14 protein-coding genes are annotated in these 17,680 nt (G+C 37.1%); 6 read left to right on the top strand and 8 right to left on the bottom strand.

The genetic code is table 11. The annotated features are described in order from the left end of the window. Positions 1-136 precede the first annotated feature (136 nt). A complete protein-coding gene (locus tag LV704_RS04700; RefSeq protein ID WP_163421877.1) occupies positions 137-667 on the top strand; it encodes an RNA methyltransferase in 531 nt (176 codons plus the stop codon). 127 nt (positions 668-794) lie between these two features. Here the strand turns inward: LV704_RS04700 and folK are convergent, their stop codons facing one another. After that, positions 795-1,934: a 2-amino-4-hydroxy-6-hydroxymethyldihydropteridine diphosphokinase gene (gene folK, locus LV704_RS04695; RefSeq protein WP_163421497.1), complete on the bottom strand. Its 1,140-nt coding sequence runs from the start codon at positions 1,932-1,934 to the stop codon at positions 795-797. 70 nt (positions 1,935-2,004) lie between these two features. On the opposite strand from folK, the gene sppA reads away from it, so the two are divergent. The 3 genes from sppA to LV704_RS04680 are packed head-to-tail and all read left to right on the top strand — an operon-like array spanning position 2,005 to position 7,203. Further along, positions 2,005-3,765, top strand: a complete 1,761-nt coding sequence (sppA, locus tag LV704_RS04690) for a signal peptide peptidase SppA (protein WP_163421498.1) — start codon at positions 2,005-2,007, stop codon at positions 3,763-3,765. Positions 3,766-3,769: 4 nt separating this feature from the next. Continuing rightward, entirely contained in the window at positions 3,770-4,477 is a 708-nt protein-coding gene (locus LV704_RS04685; protein ID WP_163421499.1) for a queuosine precursor transporter, read from the top strand. A 35-nt stretch (positions 4,478-4,512) separates the two neighbouring features. Next, positions 4,513-7,203, top strand: a complete 2,691-nt coding sequence (locus tag LV704_RS04680) for an AsmA-like C-terminal region-containing protein (RefSeq protein WP_163421500.1) — start codon at positions 4,513-4,515, stop codon at positions 7,201-7,203. Here the strand turns inward: LV704_RS04680 and LV704_RS04675 are convergent. Together LV704_RS04675 and LV704_RS04670 are read right to left on the bottom strand one after the other, a co-directional pair. Then, positions 7,200-8,939 (bottom strand): PD40 domain-containing protein, encoded by a 1,740-nt coding sequence (locus LV704_RS04675; RefSeq protein WP_163421501.1) that lies wholly within the window; start codon positions 8,937-8,939, stop codon positions 7,200-7,202. The genes LV704_RS04680 and LV704_RS04675 overlap by 4 nt on opposite strands. Positions 8,940-8,958: 19 nt before the next feature. After that, positions 8,959-9,753, bottom strand: a complete 795-nt coding sequence (locus LV704_RS04670; RefSeq protein ID WP_163421502.1) for a DUF2797 domain-containing protein — start codon at positions 9,751-9,753, stop codon at positions 8,959-8,961. 100 nt (positions 9,754-9,853) lie between these two features. On the opposite strand from LV704_RS04670, the gene LV704_RS04665 reads away from it, so the two are divergent. Continuing rightward, the gene (locus LV704_RS04665; protein WP_163421503.1) at positions 9,854-11,365 is read left to right on the top strand and encodes a GH3 auxin-responsive promoter family protein; all 1,512 of its coding nucleotides are present in this window, start codon (positions 9,854-9,856) and stop codon (positions 11,363-11,365) included. 182 nt (positions 11,366-11,547) lie between these two features. Beyond that, positions 11,548-12,087, top strand: coding sequence for a hypothetical protein (locus tag LV704_RS04660; protein WP_163421504.1), 540 nt, complete (start codon positions 11,548-11,550; stop codon positions 12,085-12,087). On the opposite strand, the gene clpX is transcribed toward LV704_RS04660, so the two are convergent. From clpX to LV704_RS04635, 5 genes are all read right to left on the bottom strand, one after another. Beyond that, on the bottom strand, positions 12,084-13,319 hold the full coding sequence (gene clpX / locus LV704_RS04655) for an ATP-dependent Clp protease ATP-binding subunit ClpX (RefSeq protein WP_163421505.1): 1,236 nt from the start codon (positions 13,317-13,319) through the stop codon (positions 12,084-12,086). The two genes, LV704_RS04660 and clpX, sit on opposite strands and share 4 nt — an antisense overlap. A 94-nt stretch (positions 13,320-13,413) precedes the next feature. Then, complete coding sequence (gene clpP / locus LV704_RS04650) at positions 13,414-14,094, bottom strand: ATP-dependent Clp endopeptidase proteolytic subunit ClpP (protein ID WP_163421506.1); 681 nt, start codon at positions 14,092-14,094, stop codon at positions 13,414-13,416. Positions 14,095-14,184: 90 nt separating this feature from the next. Then, entirely contained in the window at positions 14,185-15,507 is a 1,323-nt protein-coding gene (gene tig / locus LV704_RS04645) for a trigger factor (protein WP_163421507.1), read from the bottom strand. Positions 15,508-15,602: 95 nt separating this feature from the next. Then, the gene (locus tag LV704_RS04640) at positions 15,603-15,953 is read right to left on the bottom strand and encodes a phage holin family protein (RefSeq protein WP_163421508.1); all 351 of its coding nucleotides are present in this window, start codon (positions 15,951-15,953) and stop codon (positions 15,603-15,605) included. Between the two features lie 77 nt (positions 15,954-16,030). Further along, positions 16,031-17,641, bottom strand: a complete 1,611-nt coding sequence (locus LV704_RS04635; RefSeq protein WP_163421509.1) for a G-D-S-L family lipolytic protein — start codon at positions 17,639-17,641, stop codon at positions 16,031-16,033. Positions 17,642-17,680: the final 39 nt, after the last annotated feature.

The following is a 17,680-nucleotide window of genomic DNA, read 5'->3' as shown; positions in this document are numbered from 1 at the left end:
CTTTGTTTTTGTTGTAGCTGCCAAAGCGATATTATTCCTTTATTTTTGTCGATAATCAGGTTAGAACGAATGTAGGGCTTTCCAGATGTTTCAAAAATTTTTGTTGATATTTTGAGGGTGATAGTTAAAAAGTATGATGCGTAAACTAGAAAATAGCGAATTGGACCGGCTGGATATAGCCACTTTCAAGAAAGCCGAAAAATCTCCTATAATCATTATCCTAGATAATATCCGCAGTCTTAATAATATAGGTTCGGTATTCAGAACGGCCGATGCTTTTTTGGTACAAAAGATTTATTTGTGTGGTATAACGGCAACACCTCCGCATAAAGACATTAGGAAAACGGCTTTGGGAGCAACAGATAGTATAGACTGGGAGTACCGCGAAAACACGTTGGAACTTATTGAAGAGCTGAAAAGTAGTGGGGTAAAGACAATTGCAGTGGAACAAGCTGAAAATGCTGTTATGCTGAATAAGTTTGGAACCAAAGAAAACGAAACGCTGGCACTTGTTTTTGGAAATGAAGTAAAAGGGGTATCTCAAGAGGTGGTTTCGGCAAGCGATGTGGTTTTGGAAATTCCACAATTTGGAACAAAACATTCTTTAAATATCTCTGTAAGTACGGGAGTTGTAGTGTGGGATATTTGGTCAAAAATAAACTCCTAAAAACAAAAAAGCCCTGAAAATTCAGGGCTAAACATATAGTTTGAGTTAGTTAGTTTCTCGATTAGAGAGGTCTAATAAAATAAAACCATTCGTTATATCCAAACATTTTCCTAAAATTCTCCCAAAATTATAGCAAAAGAATTCGTTCATCAAGCTGTTCTAAAATGGATTCATAATCAGATTTATTGTTTACAAAGTCTAAGTCGCTCAGGTCCAAAATCATACTATTTTGGTTTGGATGCCCTTTAATAAAATCCATATATCCCTGATTTATTTTTTCTAAATAGGCTGCATCAATATTTTGCTCATAATCTCTTCCGCGTTTTTTAATATTTGCTAAAAGGCGTTCGGTATTCTGGTAGAGATAAAGATAAATCTGTGGCTTTCTCACTTCCTTGTACATAAAGTTGAAAACTTTTCTATACAGGTTGAACTCTTCTTTTTGCAAGGTAATTTTTGCAAAAATCAATGATTTGAAAATATCATAGTCACTGACCATAAAACTCTTAAAAAGGTCAAATTGGGAGGTGTCATCAGAAAATTGTTGGTAACGGTCTGCCAAAAAAGACATTTCCAAAGGAAAAGCATATCTAGCCTGATCTTCATAAAACTTGGGAAGAAAGGGATTGTCTGCAAAACGCTCCAAAACCAGTTTAGCATTAAAATCTTCTGCAATCATCTTGCACAAAGTGGATTTTCCTGCCCCAATATTACCTTCAATAGAAATAAACTGAAGCTTGGAAAACAATTCCAAACGATTCTTGAACAGTTGATGTTTGGTTTTGCTGAGCTTGCTCCTATCCTTGCATTCCTGTAATAAATTACGAATGTCCTTGTTAAGAACAGGATGATAATACTGAGGCGCTATATCTGCCAAGGGTTTTAGGACAAAATTCCTGCGGTCCATCCTAGGGTGTGGAATCTCCAGTTCACTGGTATGGATTATTTCATTCCCATAAAGAATAATGTCAATATCCAATGTTCTAGATTGGTAGGTATCCCCAGAGCTTCGTTCTCGACCAAAATCCCGCTCAATTTGAAGCAAGGTTGTGAGCAGTTCTGTTGGAGATAAATCCGTGATAATCGCTACACAAGCGTTTAAGAAATCCTCACCTTCAAAACCAACAGCGGGATTCTCATAAACTGACGAGAGTGCCAGAACTTTCCCTACTTTTTTTTGAATGCTAAATATAGCTTTTTGAAGGGTCAGATAACGATTGCCCAAGTTACTGCCCAAAGAAAGATATGCCTGTTGTTTTTGACCCATAATCAGAGAAACAAAGTAAACAAAACAATACAACAATGGTTATATTTGACCAAGAATAAAATTTTTTTGAATGAATTTTTTGAGAAATCTATTAGCTGCGATTTTAGGATGTTTGGTGGCGTTTGGAATATTGTTGGGGATGTTCTTCATATTTGTGGCTTTGGTTGGCAGTGCGGAGGACGGGGTAGTGGTAAAAGATAGCTCCGTTTTGGAGTTGAGTTTTACCGAACCAATCAAAGATTATGTTGGTAAGGACGAAACAGATCCTTTTGCTGGATTATGGGATGAAGAGGTTGGACTTGATGATATCTTACACGCGATAAAAGTGGCCAAGGCTGATGATAAAATCAAAGGAATCAGCTTAACTACTGGCTTCATACAAGCAGGGCTTGCCCAAGTGCAGGAGATAAGAAAGGCACTTTTGGATTTTAAATCCAGTGAAAAATTCATTTATGCCCATTCAGATTTTTACACCCAAAAAGACTATTATTTAGCTACAGTGGCAGATGAATTGTATTTAAACCCTGTTGGAGCTATGGATTTTAAAGGTTTGGCTACTGAAGTGCTTTACTATAAAGATTTGCAAGAGAAGACTGGTGTTAAAATGGAAGTCATTCGTCATGGAAAATACAAAAGCGCGGTGGAACCCTTCTTGGCCAACAAAATGAGCCCTGAAAATCGTACTCAAATCAAAGAGTTGATAACTTCTATTTGGGATGCAATGTTAGGTGAAATAGGAACTTCTCGTGGCATGAGCGGTCAAAGGTTAAACATGATTGCAGATACTTTGGGGGGAAGAACACCAGAATATGCCGTAAAATCTGGTCTTATTGATGGGAAAGTATATTTTGATGAATATGAAGTGCTGCTTAAGAACAGAATGGGAATGGATGAGAATGGGGAGCTTAATTATGTGGATTTTCAAGATTATATCAAAGTAGCTAGTAAAAAAAGATTGCTAAAGGGCAAGGATAAAATTGCGGTGGTATATGCTCAAGGAGAAATCTATTATGGTGAAGGTGGTAAAGAATTTATAGGGCAGGGCCTGCTAACAAGAGCATTACAAAAAGCTGTTGAAAATGAAAATGTAAAGGCCATTGTGATGCGTGTAAATTCACCAGGTGGAAGTGCTTTGGTATCCGATATAATTTGGAGAGAAGTGGAATTGGCAAAAAAGGTGAAACCTGTGGTGGTTTCCTTTGGAAATGTAGCTGCTTCAGGAGGATACTATATTGGTGTTGCCGGGGATAAAATCTTTGCTGAACCAACAACTATTACAGGGTCTATTGGGGTATTTGGAACGATTCCCAATGTTAACGAATTGGCAGGTAACATCGGAATAAATGCAGAACAGGTAGGTACAAATAAAAACTCTATTGATTATTCACTGTTTGAACCCATGAGCGATTCGTTCAGAAGTGTAGTTCAGGAAGGAATAGAAGATACCTATGAAACTTTTTTAGAACGCGTAGCAGCGGGAAGAAACATGACCATTGCAGCGGTGGATTCCTTGGCTCAAGGTAGAGTGTGGAGTGGTGTTGATGCTAAAGAAAATGGTTTAATAGATGAATTGGGCAGTTTGGATGATGCTATTGCTGCAGCTGCAGAAATGGTGGAATTAGATTCTTACGGAGTTCGAAAATACCCAAAATACAAATCTGATTTTGAGCGCTTAATGGAAGATTTGGGTGGAGCAAAATCAAAAATAGGAGAAGCTCTGATTCAAGAAGAAATTGGCGCAGAAGCTTATCAATTCTTAAAAGAATTTAAGCAGATTACAAAACAAAAGGGAATTCAGGCCAAAATGCCCTTTAGCTTAAACATTAAATAACCGGATGACGCAAAAGGACAAAGGAACCGCGTTTTCCATTTATCTCTATTTAGGGGCATTGTTCATTACCTCTCTGGTGGTGTCAAACCTTATTTTTCAAAAATTTTTCTATTGGGAACCCTTTGGGGACGTTACCATTTTTGGAGCTCCCTTATTTGAATTGTCCGTAGGTATTCTTCCTTACCCCATAACCTTTTTAATTACTGATTTAATTTCTGAGATATATGGGAAGAAAAAAGCCAACCAGGTAGTAACGGCCGGTATTTTTGCTTCAATATTTTCAATGCTCATTATTTTTGTTGCCAATGAAGTTCCGGCAATAGGAGGCTCACCTATTGATGATAAAACTTTCACCAAAGTATTTGGGTTGTCACCGTTGGGAGTATTAGCGTCCATGCTGGCATATCTTTTTGCACAATACATAGATATTTCAATCTATCATTTTTGGAAAAAGCTCACAAAAGGGAAAATGTTATGGCTCAGAAACAATTTTTCTACCTTCTCATCCCAACTTGTAGATACAGTAACAGTGGTAGGTTTACTGTGTGCTTTTGGAGTGCTGCCGTGGGATAAATTCTATGGTCTGGTCATCAGTGGATTCGTCTTTAAGATTTTTATTGCACTGTTAGACACCCCTTTGCTCTATCTTTTCGTATATCTATTAAGGAAAAGATTTAACTTAAAAATAGGGGAGGAGATACGTTTGGATTAAAAGCTTCTTCTTTATTTTGTTTCAAATATTCAAGTATGAAGAAAAAAGTCCTAAAGATTACTGGAATAACCCTATTTATTTTTGTTGCCTTAATAGTTGCTCTTCCATTACTCCTGGAAGGTAAAATTGCAGATATTATAAAAAACAAGGTCAACAATAGCATTAATGCAACACTGGATTTTGAAGAAGCCAGTCTTAGTTTGCTCAAGAGCTTTCCCAATGCAAATGTTGAATTAACCAATACATCATTGGTCAACAAAGCCCCTTTTGAAGGGGATACGTTGTTTGCTTCAGGGCAGATTGAATTGAAAATGTCCATCAAAGAACTTTTTAAAACTGCGGAAGAGCCAATAGCCATTAAAAGTTTAAAATTGGATAAAGCAAAGCTTCATATTAAAGTGGATGACACTGAAAATGCTAACTATGACATAGCCCAAGAGGATGAGGGTGAGATGGATTCTTCTGCAGAAGAACCATCAAATAACTTCACTTTGGCATTGGATTCTTATGAAATCACCAATACAGAGATTATTTACGATGATTTTTCCACAGGAATACATTTGTTGATTTCTGAAATGAACCATTCTGGTACAGGAGACCTTTCTTTAGCAAACTCTCAGTTAAAAACGCTTACTGATGCCTTGGTTTCTTTTGAAATGGACGGTACAAAGTACTTGAACAACAACAAGCTGTCTTTGGACGCTCTTATTGATATCGATTTAAAAAACAGCAAATATTCCTTCTTGGAAAATAAGGCCTTGGTTAACCAATTGCCTTTGGTTTTTAACGGATTTGTGCAAGTGAATGAAGAGAACCAAGAGGTGGATGTAAGCTTTGAGACACCATCATCCGATTTCAGGAATTTTTTGGCGGTGATTCCCGAAGCATATTCAAAGAATATTGAAGATGTTCAAACCACAGGAAACTTTGAGATTAAAGGTCAGTTTAAAGGAATTGTGGATGACACACACATTCCAACTTTCAATATCAAAATAAATTCTGAAGACGCTTCGTTCAAATATCCAGATTTGCCAAAAACTGTCCGTAATGTTTTTATTGATACTGAAATCAATAACACTACGGGAATAACGGAAGACACTTATGTAGATATCAAGAAATTGTCATTTACCATTGACCAAGACAAATTCAACCTAAATTCCAGAATTAAGGATTTATTGGGGAACACCAAGGTGAATGCCCATATGGATGGAAAGATAAACTTGGCAAACATTTCCCAAGCCTATCCAGTGCCAGCGGATTATGACCTTAAAGGAGTTTTAAATGCTGATGTCACTACAGCTTTTGATATGGCTTCTTTAGAAAAAAAACAGTATCAAAACACCAAAACTAGCGGTACAATGGAACTTGCTGGTTTTGAATATGCTTCTGAGGAATTAAAGAACCCTGTGGTTGTAAACACTGCTGCAATTACCTTTAATCCGCAAACGGTAAACTTAAACTCATTTGAAGGAAAAACTGGAGCCACGGATTTTAATACTACTGGTACACTGACCAATTTACTAGGATTTATGTTCAACGATGAAAACGTGGAAGGAAATTTTAAACTTACCTCAAATACGTTTGCATTGAATGATTTTATGGTTGAGGAGAATAATGAAGAAGGAACTAGTGACATTTCTCCTTCAGATGTGGAAGAGCGAATCAAGATTCCATCATTCTTAGACTGTACCATAGATGCTACGGCAAATACTGTACTGTATGACAATTTAACTTTAAAGAACGTGACTGGAACTCTTACTATTAAGGATGAAACAGCTACCGTTGAAAATTTAAAGTCAGACTTATTTGGTGGAACTTTAGGAGTCACTGGCTCAGTATCCACAAAGGAAGAAACGTCCACATTTAATATGGACTTGGGAATGAGCAACTTTAATATAGGTGAATCGTTTTCCTCTTTAGAATTGTTTAAAGTGTTAGCTCCGTTGGCAAATGCGCTTCAAGGAAAGCTAAATTCTGAAGTAAAAATTTCTGGAAATTTGAAAGAGGATTTTACTCCAAACTTGACAACCGTATCCGGGGATTTGCTTGCAGAATTACTTTCCACACAAGTAGATGCAAAGAATGCTCCGTTGTTATCCGCTTTAGATAATAAACTAAGTTTTTTAAATACCAAAGATTTAGATTTAAGCGATTTAAAAACAGCATTAAGTTTTGATAATGGCTCGGTAAAAGTGAAGCCATTTACCATAAACTATAAGGACATAGCGGTAAATGTAGACGGAAGCCATACGTTCGATAAACAATTGGAATACAAAGCTACTTTAGATGTGCCCGCTAAATATTTAGGTAGTGAGGTTAACAATCTTATAGCCCAAATGGATGATTCCAGTTTAGAAGACTTGACCATTCCTGTAGTGGCAAATATTGGCGGCAATTATACCAACCCAACGGTAAGCACGGACTTAAGTTCTGGAGTTTCCAAATTGACGAAACAGTTGGTGGATATTCAAAAACAAAAGCTACTGAACCAAGGAAAGGATAAAGCAAAAGATTTAATAGCCGATGTGTTCAAAAATGATGATAAGGACTCAACAAAGACTCAATCGTCCGGGGTAAAAGAAGCTTTAGGTTCTTTGCTGGGAGGTTCAAAGAAAGATAGTGCTAAAGTTGATTCTTCAGCTACAAAGGAAGACCCTACCAAAAAAGCCGTAAACTCTGTTTTGGGGGGACTTTTTGGTAAAAAGAAAAAGGATACAGTGGACTAGTAATTAGTAAGTGCTAATTCGCAAATTTCATAGTTTCCGTTTCTATATGCGGTAACCAATATTTTATTTTCTTTAGGGTGCCAAACAGGGAGAGTTTCTCCATCATTATTATTTGTGACCTGTAGTTGATTGCTGCCATCTACGTCCATGATGTAAATTTCTGGTCTAGTATTTTCCATGGAAGTAACATAGACTATTTTTTTGTTATCGTTTGACCAGGACGGACAAAAATTGTGCTTGTGCCAACTTGTCAACCTTGTATCTAAACCAGTTTCCAAAGTATATCTATAAATCTCATCATCTCCATTGTTCGTGTCTTTTCTTGAGAAATAGACGATTTCCTTACCGTCTATGGACCATTTTGGATAGTAGTTCCTTTTTTGGTTATTGGTAAGTTTTTTTATCATTCTCCCCTTTTTATTTAGAAGAACGATATGACTATTGTCTTCTGATATTTTTAAACTAACCGCAATTGTATTCCCTCTTGGCGAAAAGGATGCAAAGATGAATTCTCCATCAATGGTTTTATCGCTAAGTCTTTTTATTTTTCCACTCCTAAGATCGTAAGTAAATAGTGCTTGCTTTCCATTTCTATTTGATTCAAAAAGCACTTTCTTTCCATTGGGGTGCCAACTGGGCCTTCTATTGTCTGGAATAGTGTTTGTGAGCTGTTGCATATTTTGACCATTTTTGTCCATTGTATAGATTTCCCATGAACCATCCCGGTCAGATTCAAACAGGATATTTTCTCCATCCGGTGAGTACGATGCATATCTATCTTCAAAAGTATTGTTGGTAAGACATTTTTCCCTTATAGATGAAACTTTGGCTGTTTCTTGATACTTCTTTAGAATAGTATCAAATGCTACCTTATAGATGTTGGTATCTCCACTGCTGAGACTGTCACTGCTGGTAAAGTAGAGTTGTCTCGTGTGCTTGTCCAAAAATGGATATAAGTCGCTTCCAGAAGTATTTAATTCTGTAATGTTTTGGGGAATGGTCCAGAAACCATTCTTTTTAAAACTGATATAAAGATCACCATAGGCGGATACATTCTGTTTTCTTTCTGATGCTTCAAAAATTAGGGTGTTACCGTCAGCACTCACTCCCAAATTCCATTCTCCCGTATCAGAATTTAGAATGCTACCTAGATTGATGGGTGTCTTTAATCTATTTCCTTCATTTACAACCATGTACAAATCCCCCTGTCCATACCCGCCAGGCCTATTTGAAGCAAAGTATAAATTACCTTCACTATCTGTACAAGGACTATACTCGCTTTTTTCTGAATTTATAGGATTGGGTATGCGCTCTGGTTCTGTCCAACTATTATTAGGTGTTCTTTTTACCATCCAAATGTCTGGTGAAATTGTATTTTCTGAAGAAGGCCTTTTTGAAATAAAATAGATGGTTTTACCATCAGAGGTAACGTGAGGGTCACTATCATCATATGTTCCAGAAAATGACACTATTTGGGGTTTGGACCACTTTTCTCCATCAAAAAAAGAGTGATAGATACTACTTTTCATATCATTTTTGCCCCATTCTTGTTTACTGCGAGCAAAGTACATTTCGGCACCATCATCGGTAAAGGTGGCACCGTATTCAACATGTTTAGTTGATATGTTACCAGGTTCAAAAAGAACCTTATTCGGTTTTGTTTTTTCTTGTGCAGATGTTAAGAAACTTATGAAAAGCAAAATATAAAGAGTGGCATTTGTTTTCACGGTTTCCATTTAGTTTTTCACATTACTTTCAACTAATTCCTATTCCAACATAATATCCCTCATTTCCACGGATATTAAAAACGGTGTTGTCTTCAAAAATTAGATATTGTCCTTTAATACCTTTTAATACTCCTTTGTAGTTTGGAGTTTTACTCAAATTCAGGCTTTTTACCTTTTCTGGATATTGTAGCACAGGAAAATCCAGATGAGTTTCTGTGTTTTCTTCTAGAAAGTACTCAGAAGCTTCCTCAGGAATGCTCGGTTGTAACTTGTTTCGCCACTCTACCAAATCCACATCTTCAATACGGTTGGTAAGCATCTTTTGCCAGCTGGTTTTATCGCTTACATAATCCTTTAAGGCAACTTCGGTAATTCCTGCTAAATACCTATTGGGAACTTCTACTATTTCTATGGCCTCATGCGCACCTTGGTCAATCCAACGGGTGGGCACTTGGGTTTTACGAGTAACGCCCACTTTAACATTACTGGAATTGGCCAGATAAACAATATGTGGTTGCAGCTGCACCTTTTTTTCATATTCCAAATCGCGATCTTCTTTGTCCAAATGTGCTGTGCTCAATTCTGGTTTCATGATCCAATCTCCTGCCAATGGCGTTTCATAAAAGCAGGATTTACAGAATCCCATACGATAAATGGGTCTTTCCTTGCCACAGTTAAGACATTGAAATTTTATAAAATCAATTTGTATTTCCTTATTCAACAATTGGTTCATGTTTAGAAAATCGTTTTCAAAAACCAAAAAGTATTGAATTGGATTTCCTATCTCGGTTTGCATTTTGCGCAGAACTCCTTCGTAAAGCATGGTGGAACAGATATGTTTTTAAGCTGATTTGAAAATGAAAGTTAGATAGCCTATTTTAGCTAATACACCTAACAATATTCTAGGTTAAAGATACCTAAAAATGCCAATACCTTTGTTTAATTCCATCGCTTCTTGGCTACTTAAGAAGCGTTACCACCAAATAGAACTTTTTCTAAAGTACCCCTTGGACGTGCAAGATGAGGTGCTTAGGCATTTAGTGGACTATTCCAAAGATACCATGCTGGGTAAACAATATGGTTTTACGGATATAGATAAGTATGAAGACTTTGCAGATAGAGTTCCTATTGTAAGTTATGAAGAAGTGGCAGGAATGATTGAAAGAACACGTAAGGGCGAGCAAAATCTGTTTTGGCCCACGGCTATAAAGTGGTTTGCTAAAAGCAGTGGTACCACTAATGCAAAAAGTAAGTTTATTCCAGTAAGTGCAGAAGCTTTAGAGGACTGTCATTATAAATCCGGTAAAGATTTACTTTGTTTGTACCTAAACAATAATGAGAATTCCCAATTGTTTAATGGTAAAAGCCTTAGGTTGGGAGGCAGTAAGGAGCTTTACGAGGACAATGGAACTTTTTTTGGAGACCTTTCGGCCATTTTAATTGATAACATGCCTTTATGGGCAGAATACAGCAGCACACCAAGTAGCAAGGTTTCTTTAATGAGCGAATGGGAATCCAAATTAGAAGCCATTATTGAAGAAAGTATACATGAGAACGTCACCAGCTTGGTAGGGGTCCCCTCTTGGATGTTGGTATTATTGAATGAGGTCCTGGAAAAGACAGGAAAGAACCACTTGTTTGAAATCTGGGAAAATCTAGAAGTTTATTTTCATGGTGGCGTAAGTTTTGCCCCATATAAAGATCAATACAAGAAACTATTACCGCGGAAGAATTTTAACTATTATGAAACTTATAATGCTTCTGAAGGTTTTTTTGGCATTCAGGATAGGAACAACTCTGAGGATTTACTGTTGATGTTGGACTATGGTATTTTTTATGAGTTCATTCCAATGGATTCCTATGGAAATAAAGAGAAAGCTATTCCGCTTTGGGATGTTAAGGAAGGTGTAAACTATGCGGTGGTTATCACTACCAATGGCGGGTTATGGAGATACAAGATCGGGGATACGGTCCGGTTTACTTCCATAAGTCCCTATAGAATTAGAATTACAGGAAGAACCAAGCACCATATCAATGCTTTTGGCGAAGAACTTATTATAGAAAACGCAGAAGAGGCTCTAAGGCAAATATGTCAAAAGACGGATTCAGAAATTATGGATTATACTGCAGCCCCAATTTTTATGACGGGAAATGAAAAGGGTGCGCACGAGTGGATTATCGAATTTAGAAAACCACCCAAAGACGTTAATTACTTCACAGAGTTTTTAGACAATGCCCTTAAATCATTGAACTCGGATTATGAAGCAAAACGTTACAATAACATTACCTTAAAAATGCCCAAAGTGCATGTGGCCAGACAGAATTTGTTTCATGATTGGCTTAAATCCAAAAATAAACTGGGAGGGCAGCATAAGATTCCAAGACTCTCTAATGAGAGAGCATACATCGAAGAATTGCTTCAGATGAACCTGTAAACCAAATAGATAGATTCTTTTGATTTACGAAAACGTTTTCGTAAACGCTCACCGTTCGTCGAACAAATTTTTCTTTTGGACAAATAAATATGGATTTTACCCGTTAATGATTGAAGTTTGATTCAGAAATTTTGAGTTCCCCAGATCTTAATGTAAACTGATTACCAAACAAAATATACGTTATGGCAGAAAAATTAGTTGTCTTATCAGACATGTGGGGCGTGAAAAAAGGCCTTTGGATTACCTCTTATTTTGGGTACTTACAACAATACTATGACATTGTTTTTTACGATTGTCAGCAGTTAGGGAATATAGATGTTCCAGTTACTACGGAAGAAAATATTCATAAAGCATTTGTTGGCGGTGGTATTGATACGGCAGTTGCCCATCTACTTAAAAAAGAAACGGAAGCTAGTCATTATCTTGCATTTAGCACAGGTGGGACTATAGCCTGGAAAGCTGCTTTAAAAGGCTTGCCTATTAAATCATTAACAGCAATATCCCCTACTAGAATTAGATTGGAGAATGAAAAGCCAGATGCTCCTTTAAATTTAATATTTGGAGAACGCGACGAGTTTAAACCAGATTCTTCATGGGAAAAGGAAATTGGGGTGGATTTGGATGTGATACCAAGTTTTGGTCACCAGTTATATTCTGATGAAAAAATAATCTCTCAAGTTTGTCTGGAGCTTTTAGAAAAAGTAACTAAAAAAGCAGTCTAAGAGACTGCTTTTAATTTTTTAATGGTTTCGTGAGAAAGTTTTTCTTCAGCGTATGCCTTAGTCACCTTAAATTCTTTTTCTTCACTACTTGGCAGTGTAAACATAGCATCAGTAAATACAGCTTCGCACAAAGATCTTAATCCTCTTGCACCTAATTTGTACTCTACAGCTTTTTCTACAATATACGTTAAAGCCTGTTCTGTAATGCTGAAGGAAATATTATCCATGCCAAATAACTTTTCATATTGTTTTATGATAGCATTTTTTGGTTCAGTAAGAATAGCTCTTAATGTTTTTGTATCCAAAGGATTCATGTGGGTGAGAACAGGAAGTCTTCCAATAATTTCGGGAATAAGTCCAAAATCTTTTAGATCTTTTGGGATGATGTATTGAAGGATATTCTCATTGTCCAACCTGTCTTCTGCTTTTGAAGCGCTATAACCAACAGCTTGCATATTCAATCTTTTGGTGATGATACGTTCAATACCATCAAAGGCACCTCCAGCTACAAAAAGAATATTTTCTGTATTTACCTCTATAAATTTTTGGTCAGGGTGCTTACGCCCTCCCTTTGGTGGAACGTTAACAACGGTACCTTCAAGAAGTTTTAAAAGCCCTTGTTGAACACCTTCACCAGAAACATCTCTGGTAATGGATGGATTATCGCTCTTACGGGCAATTTTATCAATTTCATCAATAAAGACAATACCTCTTTCTGCTTTTTCCAAATTGTAATCGGCAGCTTGTAGCAGTCGTGTCAAGATGCTTTCTACATCCTCACCAACATATCCTGCTTCTGTAAGAACGGTGGCATCCACTATTGCTAAGGGGACGTTGAGCATTCTTGCTATGGTTTTGGCAATTAGGGTTTTACCTGTCCCTGTTTGCCCAACCATAACGATGTTGCTCTTTTGTATTTCTACATCATCCTCTTTGCTCTTTGCTTGCAATAGTCTTTTGTAGTGGTTGTAAACCGCAACGGACATTACCTTTTTGGTACGTTCCTGTCCAATTACAAAAGTGTTCAGGAAATCCCTGATTTCCATTGGTTTCTTTAAAACCAACTCAGATGAAAGATCCTGATTTTTAGATTGTTTAGACTCCTCAGCAACTATACTATGGGCCTGTTCTATACATCTATCGCATATGTGAGCATCAAGACCAGCTATTAAAAGATTGGTCTCTGGCTTCTTTCTTCCACAAAATGAACATTCCAAGTTTTCCTTTGCCATATATAATCAACACATAAAGTTGAACCACTAATAACGTAAAAAAACACGATTTGGTTTGCGCCAAACGATTGTTTTTTAACTTCTTTGTTTGGTTTTAAGACTTTTCCCTTACCAAAATTTCATCAATCATACCGTATTTCTTGGCTTCTTCTGCCTTCATCCAGTAATCTCTGTCACTGTCTTCATAGACTTTATCAAAGGTTTGGCCAGAATGACTAGAGATAATCTGATACAATTCATCTTTTATCTTAAGTACCTCTTTCGCTGCTATTTCTATATCGCTAGCTTGACCTTGGGCTCCAGATAAAGGTTGATGGATCATAACCCTAGAATGGGTTAATCCACTTCTTTTACCAGATTGTCCAGCACAGAGAAGTACAGCTGCCATAGATGCAGCAATACCTGTGCAAATGGTGGCAACATCTGGTTTGATGAACTGCATGGTGTCATAAATTCCCAATCCAGCATAAACACTTCCGCCCGGAGAATTAATATAAATCTGGATGTCCTTGACAGCATCAGCACTTTCTAGAAAAAGTAATTGCGCTTGGACTATATTGGCCACTTGATCATTGATGCCAGTACCTAAAAATATAATACGATCCATCATCAATCTAGAAAAAACATCCATTGCAATAGCATTAAGTTGTCTTTCCTCAATAATATTGGGTGTCATGTTCATGGGGTACATACTGCTCATGATTTGATCGTAGTACATACTGTTTACTCCATGGTGCTGGGTAGCGTATTTTTTGAATTCTGTTCCGTAATCCATAGGATTTTCTTCGATTTTGCTTAAAAAAAAGGTGCCGAAAATTAAGCTTTTCGGCACCGTAAAGATACTTAAATTTCTTTTAGCCCAAGATTAGCTATAGGCCTCTTTAACAAAGTCGTCATAGGTAACCTCTTTTACTTTTAGGTTTGCCTTTTCTTTATAGAAATCCAATAACTTCTGGCTCATCAACTGTTCTGAAAGTCTTTTAACCTCGTCTTGATTGCTCATAACACGCATGGCAATGTTTTCCAATTCCTCTTCTTGAGGGTCCAAATGACCATACTGCGCCATTTGAGATTTGATGAAACCTTTTGAAAATTCCTTCAACTCATCCATTTGAACTTGAAGGTTGTTTTCTTGAATTATCTTACCTTCAATAAGTTGATAACGAAGCCCTTTTTCTGATTTGTCAAACTCCTCTTTGGCCTCATCATCAGATAGTGGGTTTTCACCACTTACTTGAATCCACTTTCGTAGAAATTCAGCTGGCAAGTCAAATTTGGTATTATCTATCAGCTTTTCAGTAATATCATTCAACAACTTTTGGTCAGATTGTTGTTCAAACTGTTTTTCAGAATCTTCTTTGATTTTCTCTTTTAATTCTTTTTCCGTCTTTACGTTGTCTTTTCCAAACAACTTATCAAACAATTCTTGATTAAGTACGGCTGGCTCACGTTCATTAATTTCCTCAATGTTTAAGGAAACCTCAATATTCAGCTTGGCAGCTTTTTCCTTGTCGATTCCAAGAGCACTTGAAAGTAAATAATCTTCTTTGAACAGCCCTTTTGTCTTAAGTGAAACAACCTCTCCAACTTTTTTGCCTACAAGAGCATCAATAGCTTTTTTACTTTTAATTTTATCCAGTTCAACAGTGGCCTTGTGTTCTATTTCTTCTGCTTCATTTGTGAAAGTGCCGGTTACTTCATCAGATTTTCCAACTTCAGTTTTAGAAACTAGTTTTCCGTATTGTTTTTGAATACGATCAACTTGTTCTTCAATCATTTTTTTATCGGCAACAATCTTGTACTGGGTAACTGCTTTTTTGGTTTTTACCTGTACATCAAAACTAGGAGCTAAGCCTAGTTCAAATTCAAAATCAAGGTTATCGTTTTCCCAATCAAAATTGTCTTGCTGTTTTGGCAAAGGATTACCTAAAACATCCAATTTTTCCTCAGTTAGATATTTATTCAGATTGTCTTGAAGTAATTTGTTTACTTCATCGACCAAAACGGCTTTACCGTACTGCTTTTTTATAAGTCCCATGGGAACTTGACCTTTTCGAAAACCAGGAATATTGGCCTGCTTTCTATAATCCCTAAGGATTTTCTCTACATTATCTTGATAATCATCTTTACTTATGGCAACTTTTACAACAGCATTAAGCTCGTCAATCTGCTCTTTTGTGATATTCATCTGCTACTTAATTTTCCTATTCAAAAATGGGTGGCAAAAGTAACGCATTTTCTGCATGACAACAACTTTTTTAAAGTGTTGATTGCCAAACACAATCATTTCTTTTTATCCTCTTTAATGATTGAATGTAAAATAGACTGTAAAAATGAAAGTAACAGACTGAAGATGATGGCCCACCAAATGCTGGAAACTTGAAACCCAGAAATAAAATCGGCAGCAATGAGAATGATAATAGCATTGATGACAAGTAGGAATAAACCTAGGGTGACTATGGTAATGGGTAAGGTTAAAATAACTAGTATAGGCTTTACAATAAAATTAAGGATACTGAGTGCCAAAGCAACTATAACGGCAGTGGTTAAAGAGTCTACACCTATACCAGGCAGTACATAAGATAGTATAACAACAGCCAGTGCATTTAGAAGAAGTTTTAAAAGTAATTTCATACAGGGTAATTTATTTTTTAATAAAAAAAGGCACCGTTATTTAACGGTGCCTTTAATATAATGAAATTAAGCGTTATTTAATCAATATATAATCCGGTATAATCCAATGGATTTACACCTGGTAAATTGGAACCGTATTTCTCGTTAATGGCTGCAACAAAAGCATTGGCCAGTATGGCATACCCTCTTGGTGCAGGATGAACCCCATCTAAGGAGAAACCGCCACCAGTACCAAAAGTGGAAGTAACTACACTGCCATCTGCCTGCGGGAAACCGTTGGCTTTTAACTCCGCTAAAAGCGCGTTTGCATCAACAAAGGCCAAGTCATATGTTGTGGCCAAACCAGAGATGGTCTGGTTGTATGCAGTTAAAGCATCTTCAATACCTGATTGTTCTTCAGGTGTTAAAACCCATTTGTCTTCTAATGGATAGGTAACTCCGTTTATAGCTAATTGACCAGCTGTTTCGGGAGGTAAGCCAAAATCATTTTGTAACATAGCAAAAACTTCCTCATTCAAAGTGGCAATTGCTGTTCTGCTGGTAAGTACCAAAAGGTCATCTTCATTTGCCTGACGTGCTTGGCCGTAAATTATGCCGGTTAAGGTTGCCGTACCCGCATCTACTCCAAAATTAATTAATGCATCTCTTATTGGAATGGATAAATTTGGTAAATCTTCATCATTAATAATTACCGCACTAGCTTCAGATTCGGAAAAAACAAATTGTCTTTCTGGTACCATCAAAGCTTGAAAAACCAAGTTTAAGCCAGCAAATTGTTCGTTTAGAGCCGGAATTTGAGGGCCAAATGCTGGATTTGTTGGGTCTAATGGAGCAAAGGGCACTGTAGTGAAAAATGGAATATCTGTAACATTGGGTAAATTGGCAATAACACCTTTTGCACCGCCAGCGGTTAGTGCTTGTAACATGCCATCCAATGCACCAGCTAAAACCAAGGGATTAGTTATATCGTTTCTTGCATAGGTAGCTGGACTTACCATAGGGTCTAACTGATTAGTTCCGGAACCACCACTGGTTGCATATAGCAGAATATCATTTGACCCTGCCCAGAGTGAAAAGAAAGATGGAGCTTGTGCAGCTGCGTCTCCTATTACCGAGGCATCTTCAGCAGAAGAAATACGAACAAAATAAGGATTGGCCGCTCCTACAGCCAAACCTGCCAAACTACCATAGCCAGGAGCTAAAAGCTCGTAGCTCTTGGCGCCTGGAATTCCCATATTATTAAAAGGTCCAGATAATTTACTGGTGATTTCAGTAGTGCCCGTTCCTTCTTTTGGAGTTGGGACAGGTCCATCTGCAGTAAATTGCAAAATTAATCTATTGCCTATATCTGGTGAACCATCCATGTTGGCATCTGTTTGTCCGTTTATGGTAGCGCCACCTAGATTATCAGCCATAAGAGGAATTTCAAAGGCTCCACCTCCTGCTAAAGCAAAATTTGATGCTAGCATATTTGGAAAAGAAGCTTCTTGACCTGCCGTAAAAAGGGCATTGTCTGAGAATCCTGCGGTAAGTGAGTTTCCTACAGATACATATTTTGTAAAATCTGCAGATCCAGAAGTATAAACTACTGGGTCTGGTGTTGGCGTCATTGTAAGAGGGGCATCATCATCTGAGCATGCTATCAAGAATAAGCCTAAGAAGGGGAGCAGGGCATAAAACTTTTTCATCTTTAAAATCTGTTAGAGTTAGTTTAGGTTAAATTTTAG

Source organism: Flagellimonas sp. CMM7 (genome assembly GCF_021390195.1).
Lineage (GTDB): Bacteria > Bacteroidota > Bacteroidia > Flavobacteriales > Flavobacteriaceae > Flagellimonas.
The sequence above is the reverse complement of the archived record's forward strand: the minus strand, read 5'-3'. Positions and strand labels throughout refer to the sequence as shown.

Coding starts and splice junctions, on each gene's coding strand:
- LV704_RS04700 (WP_163421877.1), top strand. CDS start 137: ATGCGTAAACTAGAAAATAGCGAATTGGACCGGCTGGATATAGCCACT.
- folK (WP_163421497.1), bottom strand. CDS start 1,934: ATGGGTCAAAAACAACAGGCATATCTTTCTTTGGGCAGTAACTTGGGC.
- sppA (WP_163421498.1), top strand. CDS start 2,005: ATGAATTTTTTGAGAAATCTATTAGCTGCGATTTTAGGATGTTTGGTG.
- LV704_RS04685 (WP_163421499.1), top strand. CDS start 3,770: ATGACGCAAAAGGACAAAGGAACCGCGTTTTCCATTTATCTCTATTTA.
- LV704_RS04680 (WP_163421500.1), top strand. CDS start 4,513: ATGAAGAAAAAAGTCCTAAAGATTACTGGAATAACCCTATTTATTTTT.
- LV704_RS04675 (WP_163421501.1), bottom strand. CDS start 8,939: ATGGAAACCGTGAAAACAAATGCCACTCTTTATATTTTGCTTTTCATA.
- LV704_RS04670 (WP_163421502.1), bottom strand. CDS start 9,753: ATGCTTTACGAAGGAGTTCTGCGCAAAATGCAAACCGAGATAGGAAAT.
- LV704_RS04665 (WP_163421503.1), top strand. CDS start 9,854: ATGCCAATACCTTTGTTTAATTCCATCGCTTCTTGGCTACTTAAGAAG.
- LV704_RS04660 (WP_163421504.1), top strand. CDS start 11,548: ATGGCAGAAAAATTAGTTGTCTTATCAGACATGTGGGGCGTGAAAAAA.
- clpX (WP_163421505.1), bottom strand. CDS start 13,319: ATGGCAAAGGAAAACTTGGAATGTTCATTTTGTGGAAGAAAGAAGCCA.
- clpP (WP_163421506.1), bottom strand. CDS start 14,094: ATGGATTACGGAACAGAATTCAAAAAATACGCTACCCAGCACCATGGA.
- tig (WP_163421507.1), bottom strand. CDS start 15,507: ATGAATATCACAAAAGAGCAGATTGACGAGCTTAATGCTGTTGTAAAA.
- LV704_RS04640 (WP_163421508.1), bottom strand. CDS start 15,953: ATGAAATTACTTTTAAAACTTCTTCTAAATGCACTGGCTGTTGTTATA.
- LV704_RS04635 (WP_163421509.1), bottom strand. CDS start 17,641: ATGAAAAAGTTTTATGCCCTGCTCCCCTTCTTAGGCTTATTCTTGATA.